This window comes from Vibrio sp. J502 (assembly GCF_025397955.1).
In the GTDB taxonomy this organism is placed as follows: domain Bacteria; phylum Pseudomonadota; class Gammaproteobacteria; order Enterobacterales; family Vibrionaceae; genus Vibrio; species Vibrio anguillarum.
Window position 1 is genome coordinate 524,546 of record NZ_CP104555.1, and the last position, 14,629, is coordinate 539,174.

A 14,629-nucleotide genomic window follows, 5' to 3' on the forward strand; every position below is an offset into this window, starting at 1 on the left:
ATGTGGATGACAGGCCAGAGAAATTTGGGTCCATAGGTGTGCAGATTTGAAAATGGCGACGAATAAATCGACAACGTGTCTGATGAAAGAGGTAGAGAGTGAGAAAAATAAATGAGCAACCGATTGTGCTGCAATTATTGCAGATGTTCTTGTTCCTGATAGTGCTAACGTCTTTCCCAACCCTGGCACAGGAAGAGCCTTATTCTGAATCGCCAATACTGGATCGTCCTTTGGTTGAGCGCTACATATTGGATGAGCTGAAAGCGTTAAGACAAGATCAACAAGATCTTGAACGGCGACTCACGATTCAAATTACCGACAGAGAACTGTCCGTTGCAGACAAGTCACTGAATTACTCGAATGTGACGGTGACCTATTTTTTCTATGTCATCGCTGGTGTTGCCTCATTAGTTGCATTAATTGGTTGGCAGTCACTTAAAGAAGTGAAGCACAACACGCGTGAGCTGGCCGATAAACGGCTAAATCAAATTGCGCAGGAATATGAGAAAAAATTCCTCGCCTTGGAGCGAGATCTTAAGCGCAAAACACGCATCATTACTGAAAACAACCGTGAAATTGAAATTATTAATGAAATCCATAACTTATGGTTGAGAGCGCAAAGTGTCCAAACACCAGAACAGCGTATTGAAGTGTATGACGAAATTTTAAAAATCCGTCCCGGAGATTTGGAAGCGTTGACATACAAAGCAGATGCTGCGATGGAAATTCGAGAATACTACTGGGCACTGAGCCTATGTAATCGCGTGCTAGAGTTAGATGATGCTAATGCACCAGCCTTGTACCAACGAGCATGTGCGTATGCGCGTATCGGAGCTGAAGAACAAGCGGTTGAGGATTTACAAAGAGCCACGGAAATTAGCGCTTCATTGCGAGATTTAATTGCAGAAGAAGCTGATTTAGAAGGGCTACACGGCAATAAGAAGTTTGACGGGCTGATCAGTGGCAACGTTTGATTTTGTATTAAATTTCATCCACTTTTTATAACGAACTTGTGATAATCAAACGTAATCTTAACGACAAATTATTATCATTAGACACACATACGCTTTTAACCGTTAATGCGCCTGACGTTACAGGCGTCAAGTCGTGATATCAGACTTTCTGATTCACTTTTTACTCTCTGTTTTTGTGAGATTAGATGTGGAACAACCATCCAAATTAGATCGCGTTCGCGCTGACTACAATGTTCATTATTGGAGCCAAGGCTTCTTCGGTATTGACAATCAAGGCGAAGTTTATGTTTCGCCGCGCCATGATAAGGCGCACCAAACCCCCTTGAGTTCGATCGTAAAGCAGCTTGAAGCGCGTGATTTAAATTTGCCTGTGCTTGTACGTTTTCCGCAGATCCTGCATCAACGCGTACATAACATCTGTGACGCCTTTAATCAGGCGATTGAAGAATACCAATATCCAAACAACTACCTGTTGGTCTACCCAATCAAAGTGAACCAACAAAAAGAGGTGGTAGATGAGATTTTAGCCAGCCAAGCGCAGCTAGAGACTAAACAGCTTGGATTGGAAGCGGGCAGTAAGCCAGAATTATTGGCGGTATTGGCTTTAGCCCAACAAGCAAGTTCAGTGATTGTATGTAACGGCTACAAAGACAGAGAGTACATTCGTCTGGCCCTGATTGGTGAAAAGCTTGGCCATAAAGTATTCATCGTTTTGGAAAAATTGTCTGAGCTGGATCTCGTGCTGAAAGAAGCGAAAAGCCTAGGCGTGAAACCACGTTTAGGGCTCCGTATTCGTTTAGCTTCTCAAGGCGCGGGGAAATGGCAGGCGAGTGGTGGTGAAAAATCGAAGTTTGGGCTCTCTGCATCTCAAGTGTTGACCGTTATCGAACGCCTTAAAAAAGAGCAGCAATTAGAAGCATTGCAACTGGTGCATTTCCACTTAGGTTCGCAAATGGCGAATATTCGTGATGTGCGTAATGGCGTGAACGAAGCGGCGCGTTTTTACTGCGAGCTGCGTGATATTGGTGCGGAGATTGACTTCTTCGATGTGGGTGGCGGTTTGGCGGTGGACTACGACGGTACACGCAGTCAATCATCCAACTCGATGAACTATGGTTTAGCTGAATATGCACGCAATATCGTAAGCACGGTAAGCGATGTGTGCCAGTTATATAGTCAGCCAAGGCCAGTCATTATTTCTGAATCAGGCCGCTCGATTACCGCGCACCACGCCGTACTTATCACTAATGTTATTGGTACAGAAGCGTATTACCCAGAAGAGATTCCAGAAGTCGGTGAAGAAGCTCCGGTATTGCTACAAAACATGTGGCGTAACTGGCAAAGCTTAAGTGAAGGTTCTGATGCGCGTGCACTGATTGAAATTTACAACGATACGCAAAGCGATCTGTCGGAAGCGCACAACCAGTTTTCGACTGGCGTTATTAACCTTCAGCACCGTGCTTGGGCTGAACAGCTATCGCTGCGCATTTATCACGAACTGACACTGCAAATGAGCACCAAAAACCGCTTCCATCGTCCTATTTTGGATGAACTGAATGAGCGTTTGGCGGATAAGTTTTTTGTTAACTTTTCACTGTTTCAATCATTGCCAGATGCGTGGGGAATCGACCAAGTTTTCCCTGTGTTGCCATTGTCTGGCCTTGAAAAAGTGGAAGATCGCCGCGCCGTGATGCTGGATATCACCTGTGATTCTGATGGTGCCATCGAGCAATACGTCGAGGGGCAAGGTATTGAAACAACGCTGCCAGTGCCAGCATGGAATGCCGATGAACCGTATTTGATGGGATTCTTCCTTGTAGGGGCCTATCAAGAGATCTTAGGTGATATGCATAACCTATTTGGCGACACACACAGCGTGGTGGTGAACATGGCAGAGAATGGCGAAACCGAAATCGTATCGATCAACGAAGGAGACACGGTTGAAGATATGATGCGCTATGTCCATATTGATGTGGATGCCATCCGTAAAAACTACCGCGAATTAGTTAGCCAGCGAGTGGCGGTTGAAGAACAAGAAAATGTATTGCAAGAGCTTGAGCAAGGCTTGAGCGGTTATACCTATCTAGAGGATTTCTAAATGAATGATTTGTTTACTAAAACTGATTATTCCCTGTATTCCAATGCGATGACGTTTGTACGTCGTCCTTATGTTAAAGACCCAGTAAGTGCAGATGCCGATGTCGTGGTACTGGGCGTACCTTTGGATATGGCTACATCAGGTCGCCCAGGGGCGAGAATGGGTCCAGATGCGATTCGTCGCGCTTCAGTGAACCTTGCATGGGAAGGTAAAAAGTTTCCTTGGAACTTTAACTTGTTCCAAGATACCAAAGTGATCGACGCGGGCGATTTGGTGTTTGATTGTGGTGACGCTGAAGATTTCACTTATCGCTTAGAAGCGGCGACTAGCGAAATTCTAAAAAGTGGCAAAACCATGCTTGCTTTAGGTGGTGACCACTTTATCACGCTGCCTATATTGCGCGCTTATGCCAAATATTATGGCGAAATGGCATTGATTCACTTTGATGCTCATACAGACACCTATGCCAATGGCAGCGCTTATGATCACGGCACTATGTTCTATCATGCGCCGAAGGAAGGGTTAATCTCAGCCAAGCATTCTGTGCAAGTGGGTATTCGTACCGAATACAAACAGGAAGGCCACGGTTTTAATGTCATCAATGCGATGCAAGCGAATGATATGTCAGTGGAAGAGATCGTCGCTAATATTCGTCAAACTATTGGTGATAAACCCGTATACCTAACGTTTGATATTGACTGCTTAGATCCTGCTTTTGCTCCTGGAACGGGTACACCAGTATGTGGTGGATTGAATTCCGATAAAGTGCTGAAAATCATTCGTGCATTGGCCGGTATTAATTTGGTGGGAATGGATGTTGTTGAAGTTTCTCCTCCGTACGATCAAAGTGAGCTAACGGCTTTGGCTGGTGCGACAATTGCTCTAGAGCTGCTTTACGTTTGGGCTTCTAAGCCAAACGTGGCGTCATAAAAATAAGTCAGCGCGCAGCATCACCACTGCGCGTTTTTCTTAACCATCATCTCAACGTATTTCCATTAAAAATCATCATCTTGTCTTTCAATGTAAAATTCACTTTGCGCACTCAATAATAAATATTAATGACATAACTTGCATAAGTGTTCGCCGTGTACCAATTTTATTAGGTTGGCTAGGTGTCTCATTGGTCTACCATTCATATTAATAATATGATCAAGTTTCACCTTAATCTTTCTAGCTGTTATACGGTGAGGGTGAATTTATGACTTTAGGTTTTAAAAGCAGAATATATGTGAGCGTAGCGCTGCTCGTTGCGATTTCTTTAATCGTTTTGGGTACCATCAACATGCTGTCGTTAAAAGAGAAGATGATTACCTCTTTAACCACAGAAACTCAAAACAAGCTCAACTATCACGTTTCTGAACTCGAATCTTGGGTGAAAACACGTTATCAAGCCGTAGTTAAAGGTTCACAACATTTCCGATCTGCTCTTTCTGATCAAGAGAATGTCAACTTAGTTCGATTGTTAGCTGAGAGTGCGCAAATTTCAAATGTCATTATGGCGTATGACGATGGCCGTGCCTATATGTCGTTTGACAAAGACAACGGAGTTGTTACAGGTCAACAAAATTTCACCAGTAGGGATTGGTATCAGCAAGCAAAAACCTCTCGAACTGCTCAGGTAACTGAAATTTATGAAGATAAAATCACCGGTAAACAGGTTATTAGTGTAGTTATGCCTGTCTACCAACAAAGCCGTTTCATTGGTGTTTTGCTGGGAGATATCCAACTGGATGAAGTCATTGTCCAAGTTAGTAATATGCGCTTTGCCGGCGGTGCAGCGACACTAACCGACAAGAATGCTGTCTTTTTTGCTAGTGATGATCCTAGTGATATTGGGCGAACGCCCTCGCAAGTCAGCCCTAATTTCCTCGAAATGGAGAAACTTTTTAGCCAGCAAGATGCTGGTCATTTGTCATTTCCTTATTTAGGTATTGAGTTTGATGGTTATTTCAAGCGCGTTAACCTAACCGATAACATGTACTGGACCATGATGGTGTTCGTCGACAAAGGTACAGCGTTAGCTAATGTGTATGAAGCGCAAAGTAGTGCTATTTACACTGGAGTGACTTTGCTCATTATCAGCGTCGCGGCAATCTTCGTCATTCTTAATTATATCTACAAGCCTTTGCTACGCCTGAAAAAAGCGGTGCTTGATCTTTCGAAAGGCTCCGGTGATTTGACACGCCGCTTGGAGGTGAATGGTGATGATGATTTAGCGCAGATAAGCCAAGGCTTCAATTTATTCTCAGAAAATCTACAAAAAATGATGTTGCAAATATCTGATGCCAGTCAAAACATCTCCTCTAATATTGAGCAGTTAGGTCAAACGGCAAAGGAAAATGAGCGCATGCTGCTTTCGCACTCATCTGAAACAGAGCAAGTGGTGACGGCCATTACTGAAATGAGTGAAAGTGCACGTACTGTGGCAGAGAGCGTTACGCAATCGAATCACATTACTGACTCGGCGAGCAAAGAGGCCAAACAATCGATTATTATTGTGAATAATGCGGTTGAAACGGTCAGCTCATTGGTGAGTGACGTCGAACAGATGTCTGAGCGCATTGCCAATATGAACAAAGATGCGATCAAGATCAGCGAAGTATTGACCGTGATTTGCGCTATTTCAGAGCAAACGAACTTGCTTGCGTTGAATGCGGCGATCGAAGCGGCGCGTGCGGGTGAGCAAGGCCGTGGGTTTGCGGTGGTTGCAGATGAAGTTCGTGCTTTAGCAGCGAGAACGCAAAACAGCACTACTGAAATATCAGATATGCTGGCCAAGCTACTTGAAGGGACGGATAGCGTTGTAGCCGCAATGGACAAAACTAAAAACCAATGTCAAACCACAGCAGATAAAACGTCTGAAGTTTCTGGCAGTTTAAACATCATGAGCACTTCCGTTTCCGAAATTGATGATTTGAGTACGCAGATTGCTGCTGCGACCGAACAGCAAAGTACCGTCGCAGAAGAGCTCAGTCGCAATATGCTAGCGATAAGAGACATCGTTGAATCATTGGTGGTGAGTGGCAGACAAACCGTTAGTGCTACAGAGTCACTCTCTTACTCAAACCATGAGCTTGACCGCTTGGTCTCCAACTTTAAATTAAAGTAATAAAACGCCGCTAACGCGGCGTTTTATTTGGGATTAAGCATGGAGAGAGCATCATGAAAACAGCGTATTATAGCGTGTGGCTAGATGAGCACGCCAACCAACTGAACCCTGCGTTTGAGCAAATTTTCCAGACAGTGAAAGCGCATTTTTTTGCTCGCGATCCCAATCGTTGGCCTTTGTATCGTATTCACGAGATCGCCCGTTGGCTTGAAGAGCGAAAAATTGATGCGCCAACCGTGGTAAATACTGCATTGCAGCAACAATTACGGCATTCAAACACCATTCCTCGACACTCGAGCCACGCCATTCACCCTTTTAACGACTTAGCGCTTTATGCAGCCAAACGTTCAAAAAACTGGGATGACCCTCGCTCAGTGGAAAATGTGATCTCGACACCTTGTGATCCGGCCATTCACGGTGCGCTACTTGCGACTATCGCCAACCCTAACTTGGTTTATAGCGAATATGCGGGAGATGCCATTGAACTGGAAAAATTAGTCGTGCGGCAAATCGCGCATTTAGCTGGTTATGATAGTGATCAAGCGACTGGAGTATTCACACAAGGAGGTACATTTTGTAATTTGTACGGCTATCTATTAGGTATTCGAAAAGTGTTGCCAAAGTCAGCTCTGAATGGTTTGGCGGGAGAAGATTACAGGATATTCAATTCAGAAGCAGGTCACTATTCAAACATGACAAATTTGTCGTTGTTGGGGGTTGATGTTCAAGGTAAAGCGATTCGGATCAAAGTTAAAGATAACAATGAAATGGATTTGGCTGAATTAGACCAACAATTGATTTTCTGTTTTAAAAATGGCATTGCTGTTCCTAGCATAATGCTGACATTTGGCAGTACCGATACCTTCGCAACTGATGATATTGAACAGGTTTATGCGATAAGAGAAAGAAGATGCCAAGAATATGCGATTTCGATAAAACCACATATTCATGTTGATGCTGCTGTTGGGTGGAGTATGTTGTTTTTTCAAGAGTATGATTTTGAACGCAACCCTTTATCGCTTAATCGGGCAACACTGACGGGTATTGAATCCTTATTGCCGAGGATTAAAAGTTTACAATTAGCGGATTCATTTACGGTCGATTTTCAAAAATGGGGTTATGTCCCTTATACTTCCAGCTTGGTGATGCTCAAAAACAAACACGATCTCGCGGTATTAAAAACAGATCCCGGTTATTACTCCTACTTTGAACATGCTCAAAGAGAAGAGAGCCATTTGCAATCGACCATTGAATGTTCACGCAGTGCCGTGGGTGTTTTTTCTGCCTATTCAGCACTGCAACATTTAGGTATCGAAGGCTACCAAACCGTGATTGGTCATACATTGCAAAATGCTAATTATTTACGCTGCCAATTAGCCGCTCTACCACACTGCAAGGTGGCAGCAGTAGAAAACCAAGGGCCAAGTGTTACTTTTCGTCTCTATGACCCACAGAAAGTGACGTGTGCTGAATCGATGTTTGATCAAGAAATGAACGTCGCACGTCAGGGGTCTATGGTTGATTCGATAGTAGAGAATACGCTCTACCATCGTCATCAGTTCTTATCTCATAAAGGCCAGTATCTTAACACCAATTGGGTCGATTCGATTGCGCGCACTCATTATGATGACACTGGACATTGTTTACATATTCCGGGAGAAAAAGCGGTTTTAATGAACCCCAATACCACCCGAAAACATATCGAACAGTTTTGCCAAAACATTGTTCGGCGCTAGCCATGGAAAGGGTGAGCGCGAACTGAAATGAATGACTAGTCACGTCAATGTAATGTTATTTTTCACCACGGATGCGGTATGAAGAATGTATTACCATGTGCGCGTGATATTAACCTGAATGTTACATTTTAGATAACAAGCTGTCTCAAGGAACGATAATGAAAAAACAACTGTTGACCCTAGCAATTAGCGTTTGCTTTACCTATGTGGCGCAAGCAAATGAATGGGGATATGAAGGTGAACGTGGCCCTGAACATTGGGGACATGTTTCTAAAATTTGTGAAATGGGCAAAAATCAAAGCCCAATTGATATCAATGGCCTCGTTGAAGCTGATTTAAAATCTTTAGATATCCACTATTCAGGCGTTGTGGGTGCATTGACCAACAATGGACACACGCTGCAAGCCTCAGTTTCAGGGAAAAATACACTGGTAGTGGATGGTACAGAATTTGAACTCAAACAATTTCACTTCCATACCCCTTCTGAAAACTTAATTAAAGGACATCAATATCCTTTAGAAGCGCATTTTGTGCATGCTGATGCGGCTGGCAATCTGGCAGTTTTGGCGGTGATGTTTGAAACGGGCGCACAGAACGAACCATTAGCCCAGCTTACTGCGGAGTTGCCTAAAGTTGGGACGAGTGTGCCGTTAGCAAAAGGGTTAGCAGTACAGTCACTGTTACCTAAGCTAGATGAGTATTACCGTTTTAATGGGTCACTCACAACGCCGCCTTGCAGTGAAGGCGTGAGATGGTTGGTGGTCAAACAGCCGAAAAGTTTGTCACAGCAGCAAAGTGTAGCGCTACATAGTGTGATGGGAAATAACAATCGGCCCATACAAGCTCACAATGCTCGCTTAGTGCTAGAAAAAGAATAACAACGCTCTTTGAGCGATTTGAAGTCGCAGTCGGGCTCACAGGGTTTACTATTTCCTTTCCGCTCTGCTTCTTCAAATTTTAGGTGTAAGTGCTTAATTTAGCTAAGCTATTTTTTATGCTTATTCATTGACAGCATTTAATGTATAGCGGCTTGCACTGGCTAAAGATAGTGGTTTTGAAAACCAATAGCCTTGTAAATAAGTTGCCCCCATCTCTTTAAATTTTTGGTACATGTCGCCATTTTCAACCCCCTCAATAACAATGTCGACGCCATTGGTGTGACAAAACTGGATGAGAAAGGCTAAATATTGTTCTGATGCTGGGTTAGTCAGTGTTTTCCATACAATGCTTTTGTCTATTTTAATTTGATTGAGGGGCAAATCAAAGAAGCTATTGAGTGAGCTAAAACCAGCTCCAAAATCATCCAGCGACAGTTGAAACCCCATTTCATTTAAGGAGTGAAGCTGGTTAATCGCATTTTTATCGCCATCGAGTATGACAGTTTCCGTCAGTTCTAACACAATAGAAGAGGGCAATACACCGGAAGCCTTAGCCATTGTTAGTATCTGTTGTGGGAAGTCACTTTTCAGAAGTTGAAGGACTGAAACATTAATATTAACCCGAATATTAACCCCATTTTGTTTATTGTAACGGCCAATAAACTCACAGGCTTTTTTGAAGACAAAATAGCCTAAATCAACAATCAGCCCCTTTTTTTCTGCAACGGGAATAAATTCGTCCGGGAAAATCTCACCAAACTCTTTTGAGCGCCAGCGGACCAAGGCTTCAAAGCTGGATACCTGCCCTGATTGTGCATGAATAATGGGTTGGAATTTCACGGACAATGAACGTTGATCTAATGCTTCCTTTAAGCCTCTTTCGATGAAGAAATAACGATCAACGTTTTTTTGAATTCGGCCACTGTAAATTTCGATACGAGAATGATTTTTGGCACTAGCAAATTGGCAAGTTCGTGATGCAATATTTAACAACTCATCGGCAGATATAGCACGGTTTATCTCAGGATAGACACCAATGCTAATATCATTACCATAGAGGTGCCCATGCTCCGTGGCTGATTTCGAATAGTGCTTCATTATTTGAGAGCAGATATGCTTGAGCTCATCGTATGAGCGTTCTCCTCTAAGTAATATGGCAAAATCGTCAGAGCGAATACGGTAAAAATCAGCAAATTCATCGGGCAGTTCACGCAGTGCACTGACGACGTGATTCAGTAAATCTTTAACAATATCTGAGCCGTATTGATTGAGATAAGACTTAATATCTTCAAGTTGGATGTAGATAAGTGAATAAGGCTCTCCAATTTTGAGTGCTTTCTCATCAATATCGAGTAGTAATTTACTTCGATTATAGAGGCCTGATGAGCTGTCAAAAAAATGCAGCTTGATGAATGTAATCTTCCATCAATTTTTGATCGGAGATATCTTTATGGCTACCCACCATAAAATGTTCACCGTTCACACTTTTTGTGACCGCATTCCCCTCCAACCAGATATATTGACCATTTGCTTTTTTGACTCGGTATTGAATCGATTCCCTTGATTCAGTGGTGCTGATATGCTTGTCGACGCGGCTGTTGAGCAGTGCACGATCCATAGGATGAACCAAACTCAGCCAATCAGCATAGGAAATAGTTTCGCTGTTTACACCAAATTGTACATAAAATGTTGGATTATAGAGCACCATGTTTCCATCGCTGCTCATATAAAACAGACCTTGACTAAAAAAATCGAGAATATGAACCAGACGCTGCTTTGCAACGGCACTGTCTAGGTCTGAAATTGAATACTCTTCCTGCGGAAATGACATGGTCATGTTAATCCTAATTCAAGCGAAAGCAGCAATGGATGATAATAGTGAGTCTTGATCCAAAACATTGCTTTATGACTCATCTTTAAAGAGTACTATAACGCTTGTACTAAGATGTCTCAATTATAAAACTATTGATTCATCAATTAGGCACAAGTTATCAGTTTATTTCACGGAAGTTGTTATTTCTGAAACGAAATGGTGAGACTTAAATAACGTAGGATCGCATCGTGCGGTTTATTCGTTGTGGAAATAATAAAAGCGACAAATTGTCGCTTTTATTCATGTAGAAGTCATACGATTTAACGATCCCAATACGCTTCTTCTAGGCTATCTTCACGTTCTGGTAATGCTCGCGATAAACGAGGAGAGTGCTGTGTGAGTACTTCGTAGCTGACACGGTTTGCATATTTGCAGATCTGAGATAACGAAGAGTAAGTGAGGTACGGCACATCATGTTTGGCAGAGTTTGGAACATTGCGTTGATGATAACTATTCGCGGCCATATCGTGCAATAAAGCCGATAGCGCTCCGTCTCCCGCTCCGTTAGTGTTTTTGATTTCCAATGGGCCACCCAAGTAAGGGCCAATGTGTGAATACACTTTTATTGGGTTGAGGCAGTCTTGTTTTCGCATCGCACGGCTAAATTCGTACTTGTTAAATTCAGCAATATTACCCGGTAGGAGAGGTAATTCAGTTTCGCGCTTTGCGCTTTCATCGGTGTAGCTAGCCATATAAAGACCTACGGGCCCCGCGGTGCAGAGGATTAAATCTACCCATTCGAGTGCTTTGTTAGCTGCAAGCAGTGGATCTTTCTCACCAGTTAACGCTTCACCTTCTTCTTCATTCATGGCGACGACTGTGATGTTTTCTTTGATGTAGTCTTGCCACCACTTCGCATTACCTTCAATTACATACTTAGTGCCTAGGGTTAACACCACTGGAATGTGCTTGGATTTAGCGATCTCAATAGCGCGTTTGACCGCAAGTGGCATTGGATCTTCGGGTTTTCCACGCATTAAGTAAGAAGAAACAACTAAAGCGGAAGCTTTTTCAAAAACCTCTTCAGGAATACTATCAGGGCGAAGTTTATTCATATGCCCTTCATTAATGGCGAAGGTGCGCTCTCCATCATCAGAAATTAGGGTGTAGCAACGCCCGATAGGACCATCGACAGTTTGAAGATGGTTTAGGTTCATGCGCGATGAGGTTCTACACAAATAACGATAGCTGTATGAGCCGACTTCAATATTTTTGGACATCACGCCAAGCAAAACGGATTTGCTATCGGCCAACACAGAGTAGTTGTGCAGTGTGTTGCCAATCGTATCTCCCGGGTATTGGTGAGTAATTAAACCTCGTTCGACTAGCTCTTCATAGAGCGCATCGGCTTTGCTCTCTTCGAGCACCAGTGAGTGACCTTTACTCAATTGATGTTTCTCTAAGAACTCATTGTCTACACGGGCTTCAATATCAACAATGGTTTGCCCAACACCGACCACTGTTGGGCGGTGGAGCATAGCCGTTTGTTGAATTTGATTGACGAGAGGGTCACGAGCATGAGTCGGAAAATAGTGCTTAGATTTACGCTGTCCAGGAAACTTCATGTTGAAAAATGAGAATTGAAAATTTCCCGTATCATATCACGGATATGAAATCTTCCTTTCATTTTTATTACATAAAAAGGTGAGCTAAATCCAGGTTACCGAGGCGTTAGCGGCTATTTAGTGAGCGTTATGTCCGTACTATAAGCCTTAGTCCCCCAAAGCGGTACGGTCGATAGGCTGTGCTTGAAGCTACCATCTGTTTCTTTGGTAGTATAAGACAAGTAGATCAGGGTTTTATTTTCTGCATCGTAGATACGTCTGACTTTCATTGACTTGAAGAAAATACTTTTTGACTTCTTAAACACGATTTCGCCTGATTTGCTCTTATCAATTTTTGCAATCATCTCTGGCGTAATGTCACCAGTCTGACGACACGAGATTGAGCTATCACTTGGATCAGAAAGACTCAAATTAGCCTCAATTGAAGCAATATGGCACGTAACACCAGTCACAATATCATCACTTAGATTTTCGATTTTTACGTCTTTAAGCGTGAAAAATCCGAGCGATACATCGCCAACTTCATTGCTATCGCAGCCAACTAAACCAAAGCTAAGTATGAATGCGGTGGTGATGAGTTTCTTGTTCATGTCTATAATCCATTTATCCATCTTTCTGCACATGATAGCAGCATCAAAGGAGAATGATATAGGCTGTTATGTTGATGTTTTGGCCAGCATATCTGCAGTTTAGATGAGGATAATGTGAGTAATGGCTTGTCGCATATCGATCTGGTCAGTATCCTGCTTGCAACAATTAGAAGAAGAAGTACATAACAATGATTAACCAACCTGACGTTGCCGCCATTAAAAACCAATGGCTATTTGACCAAGTGAATGTCGAATTTCCAACAGAGGAGAGCTTACAAGGTCGAGATCTCTACCAAAAAGCGGTTGTTCAACGCAGTTCTCGCCCTTTTATTGAGCTCACTGAGGAGCCTAACCTATCGTTGCTTGAAGAGGTTTATTTGGTTGATTTTCATCGGATGACAATATGGTTTGCTCTGTTGCAAGCAAGCTTATGGAGCGATAAAAACGATCAATCAAAAGTTATCGAATTCTTTACCCAAATCATTTATTCAGCACCTTGCGAGCTTTACTTAGGTTTTCAAAACGGGGAGCCTGTGGCTGCTGGTATCGTCACCTCCACTTCACATGAGATACTCATCTCTGACATCGTTACTCTGGATAAAAATGCATTTGGAGGTGAAGATGTATTCACGCGGTTGTTGCTCGCAAAATGGCGTGCTAATCATGAGTGCAATGGTAATGTTTTTATAGAACAGTAGATTGTCCTGTTAAAGCGCCTCATTCAGAGAGTCTAGAATCATATTTATTCTGAATTTGCATTTCGATACGACAGGTGGTGATAACGTCAGCTGCAACATCGTATTGAGCGTAAAAGAGTGATGCGGATATAAGTTATGCATATCAACTCTTATCTTCGCTTCATTCTGTTAACTCAATCATTTTATACATTCACCCAGCGGTTAAAATTAAGCATTGGATGAAGGAAGTGTTTATGACTGAGAAAAAAATAAAATGTATTATTTTCGACTGTGAAGGTACTTTAGTTGATAGTGAGCGTTTGTGCTGCGAAGCGCTAGTCAATGTATTGAACCAACTAGGAGCCCACCTTACTTTTGCACAAGTGAGTAACCATTTTGAAGGTGGGAAGATTGCGGACATACTGTTTCAGGCGCTTGAACATACGAACATTAACGCCGATCTTGATCTTTTAGAGAACCTTTATCGGGATAAAGTTAATGAGCTCTTCCAGCAATATCTTTCACCCATGGATGGTGCGATAGAACTACTTGAGTATTTACGCCAGCAGGGTATTGAATACTGTGTCACCTCTAATGCACCTAAAGAAAAAATATCATCAATTTTACAACGGAGCGGTTTGCTCCCTTTGTTTGAAGGACGCATTTTTTCAGCCTTTGATGCGAATAGCTGGAAGCCTGAACCTGATTTAATTCGTTATTGTGCGATGAATATGGGATTTCTTTTGCAAGAATGTATTTATGTGGATGATTCAGCAAAAGGGGTTGAAGCGGGTATCAATGCAGAGGTACCAACCGTTCAGCTAGCACCTCTTAACCCACAGGGTTTTTCTCAAGCGCCTAATGTCGTTGTTATCGACACATTACTCGAGCTTAAACCATGGCTCAATGCACATTGTTGGCCAAGCAATGAATGTGTTTATGACTGATTAGCGCTGTGTGTACACCAATCATTTGCTGGACGCTTTGTAAGTGGTCGGTTTTAAAACCACATTGTGCGCAGATAAACTTTTCATTGTTTGTGGAAATAAAGTATTCGTCATGTTGACAAAGTGGACAGCAGTCTATTTTTTCAAGTGTTTTATTTATATTTTTCATAATCAATTCTCAG

At 42.6% G+C, this 14,629-nt stretch carries 11 protein-coding genes and 1 pseudogene; 8 read left to right on the forward strand and 4 right to left on the reverse strand.

Going from position 1 to position 14,629, the window contains the following annotated elements; all coding sequences use genetic code 11:
• The first annotated feature begins 143 nt into the window (after window positions 1-143).
• The 6 genes from N5E84_RS18045 to N5E84_RS18070 all read left to right on the forward strand — a co-directional run bounded on the left by N5E84_RS18045 (window position 144) and on the right by N5E84_RS18070 (window position 8,795).
• Window positions 144-974, forward strand: a complete 831-nt coding sequence (locus tag N5E84_RS18045) for a tetratricopeptide repeat protein (RefSeq protein WP_050934255.1) — start codon at window positions 144-146, stop codon at window positions 972-974.
• A gap of 187 nt (window positions 975-1,161) precedes the next feature.
• Window positions 1,162-3,072: an arginine decarboxylase gene (speA, locus tag N5E84_RS18050; RefSeq protein ID WP_026027469.1), complete on the forward strand. Its 1,911-nt coding sequence runs from the start codon at window positions 1,162-1,164 to the stop codon at window positions 3,070-3,072.
• The gene (gene speB / locus N5E84_RS18055; RefSeq protein WP_013867969.1) at window positions 3,073-4,002 is read left to right on the forward strand and encodes an agmatinase; all 930 of its coding nucleotides are present in this window, start codon (window positions 3,073-3,075) and stop codon (window positions 4,000-4,002) included.
• A gap of 268 nt (window positions 4,003-4,270) precedes the next feature.
• On the forward strand, window positions 4,271-6,181 hold the full coding sequence (locus tag N5E84_RS18060) for a methyl-accepting chemotaxis protein (protein ID WP_019283214.1): 1,911 nt from the start codon (window positions 4,271-4,273) through the stop codon (window positions 6,179-6,181).
• Between the two features lie 53 nt (window positions 6,182-6,234).
• Window positions 6,235-7,917 (forward strand): pyridoxal phosphate-dependent decarboxylase family protein, encoded by a 1,683-nt coding sequence (locus tag N5E84_RS18065; RefSeq protein WP_019283213.1) that lies wholly within the window; start codon window positions 6,235-6,237, stop codon window positions 7,915-7,917.
• A gap of 158 nt (window positions 7,918-8,075) precedes the next feature.
• Window positions 8,076-8,795 (forward strand): carbonic anhydrase, encoded by a 720-nt coding sequence (locus N5E84_RS18070; RefSeq protein WP_019283212.1) that lies wholly within the window; start codon window positions 8,076-8,078, stop codon window positions 8,793-8,795.
• Between the two features lie 120 nt (window positions 8,796-8,915).
• On the opposite strand, the pseudogene N5E84_RS18075 reads toward N5E84_RS18070, so the two are convergent.
• The 3 genes and pseudogenes from N5E84_RS18075 to N5E84_RS18085 form a co-directional block, all read right to left on the reverse strand.
• Window positions 8,916-10,632, reverse strand: a pseudogene (locus tag N5E84_RS18075) (putative bifunctional diguanylate cyclase/phosphodiesterase).
• Between the two features lie 296 nt (window positions 10,633-10,928).
• Entirely contained in the window at window positions 10,929-12,233 is a 1,305-nt protein-coding gene (locus N5E84_RS18080) for an inosine/guanosine kinase (protein WP_019283210.1), read from the reverse strand.
• Between the two features lie 113 nt (window positions 12,234-12,346).
• Entirely contained in the window at window positions 12,347-12,823 is a 477-nt protein-coding gene (locus tag N5E84_RS18085; RefSeq protein WP_029388434.1) for a CreA family protein, read from the reverse strand.
• A gap of 188 nt (window positions 12,824-13,011) precedes the next feature.
• Here N5E84_RS18085 and N5E84_RS18090 point away from each other — a divergent pair, with 188 nt between their 5' ends.
• Together N5E84_RS18090 and N5E84_RS18095 are read left to right on the forward strand one after the other, a co-directional pair.
• Complete coding sequence (locus N5E84_RS18090) at window positions 13,012-13,521, forward strand: hypothetical protein (protein WP_013867962.1); 510 nt, start codon at window positions 13,012-13,014, stop codon at window positions 13,519-13,521.
• 233 nt (window positions 13,522-13,754) lie between these two features.
• The gene (locus tag N5E84_RS18095; RefSeq protein WP_029189709.1) at window positions 13,755-14,447 is read left to right on the forward strand and encodes an HAD family hydrolase; all 693 of its coding nucleotides are present in this window, start codon (window positions 13,755-13,757) and stop codon (window positions 14,445-14,447) included.
• On the opposite strand, the gene N5E84_RS21275 is transcribed toward N5E84_RS18095, so the two are convergent.
• Window positions 14,404-14,616: a hypothetical protein gene (locus N5E84_RS21275; RefSeq protein ID WP_010318303.1), complete on the reverse strand. Its 213-nt coding sequence runs from the start codon at window positions 14,614-14,616 to the stop codon at window positions 14,404-14,406. The genes N5E84_RS18095 and N5E84_RS21275 overlap by 44 nt on opposite strands.
• Window positions 14,617-14,629: the final 13 nt, after the last annotated feature.

Bases quoted from the DNA above. Each gene is read 5' to 3' on its own strand.
- N5E84_RS18045 (WP_050934255.1), top strand. From the start codon at position 144: ATGTTCTTGTTCCTGATAGTGCTAACGTCTTTCCCAACCCTGGCACAG.
- speB (WP_013867969.1), top strand. From the start codon at position 3,073: ATGAATGATTTGTTTACTAAAACTGATTATTCCCTGTATTCCAATGCG.
- N5E84_RS18060 (WP_019283214.1), top strand. From the start codon at position 4,271: ATGACTTTAGGTTTTAAAAGCAGAATATATGTGAGCGTAGCGCTGCTC.
- N5E84_RS18065 (WP_019283213.1), top strand. From the start codon at position 6,235: ATGAAAACAGCGTATTATAGCGTGTGGCTAGATGAGCACGCCAACCAA.
- N5E84_RS18070 (WP_019283212.1), top strand. From the start codon at position 8,076: ATGAAAAAACAACTGTTGACCCTAGCAATTAGCGTTTGCTTTACCTAT.
- N5E84_RS18080 (WP_019283210.1), bottom strand. From the start codon at position 12,233: ATGAAGTTTCCTGGACAGCGTAAATCTAAGCACTATTTTCCGACTCAT.
- N5E84_RS18085 (WP_029388434.1), bottom strand. From the start codon at position 12,823: ATGAACAAGAAACTCATCACCACCGCATTCATACTTAGCTTTGGTTTA.
- N5E84_RS18090 (WP_013867962.1), top strand. From the start codon at position 13,012: ATGATTAACCAACCTGACGTTGCCGCCATTAAAAACCAATGGCTATTT.
- N5E84_RS18095 (WP_029189709.1), top strand. From the start codon at position 13,755: ATGACTGAGAAAAAAATAAAATGTATTATTTTCGACTGTGAAGGTACT.
- N5E84_RS21275 (WP_010318303.1), bottom strand. From the start codon at position 14,616: ATGAAAAATATAAATAAAACACTTGAAAAAATAGACTGCTGTCCACTT.